Origin of the sequence: Leifsonia sp. SIMBA_070, from assembly GCF_046534635.1 — a bacterium.
Taxonomy (GTDB): Bacteria; Actinomycetota; Actinomycetes; order Actinomycetales; family Microbacteriaceae; genus Leifsonia.
Window position 1 is genome coordinate 1 of the sequence record NZ_JAWRYK010000092.1, and the last position, 340, is coordinate 340.

The 340-nt window shown below is 67.9% G+C and carries 1 protein-coding gene; it reads right to left on the minus strand.

Annotated features, from left to right (window positions below; genetic code table 11):
- Nucleotides 1–340, minus strand: a 340-nt coding sequence (locus SB754_RS19550) for an ABC transporter ATP-binding protein (RefSeq protein WP_410784060.1), incomplete at both ends; no start/stop codon positions are given.

Consider the following 340-nt stretch of genomic DNA (forward strand, 5'->3'; position numbering starts at 1 on the left):
GGGACAGCACCTCGGCGCCGGACTTCGAGTCCAGGTTTCCGGTGGGCTCGTCGCCGAAGACAACGTGGGGACGCGTGAGCAGGGCCCGGGCAACGGCCACTCGCTGCTGCTGGCCGCCGGAGAGTTCATGGGGGCGGTGCTTGAGCCGGCCGGCCAGGCCCAGGGTCTCGGTGATGTAGTCCAGCCACGGCTGGTCCACCTTGCCGTTGGCCAGGGCCACGGGCAGGGTGATGTTCTGCTCGGCCGTGAGGGTGGGCACCAGGTTGAAGGACTGGAACACAAAGCCCACGCTGTCGCGGCGCAGGCGGGTCAGTGCGGCGTCCTTAAGAGAAGTAATCTC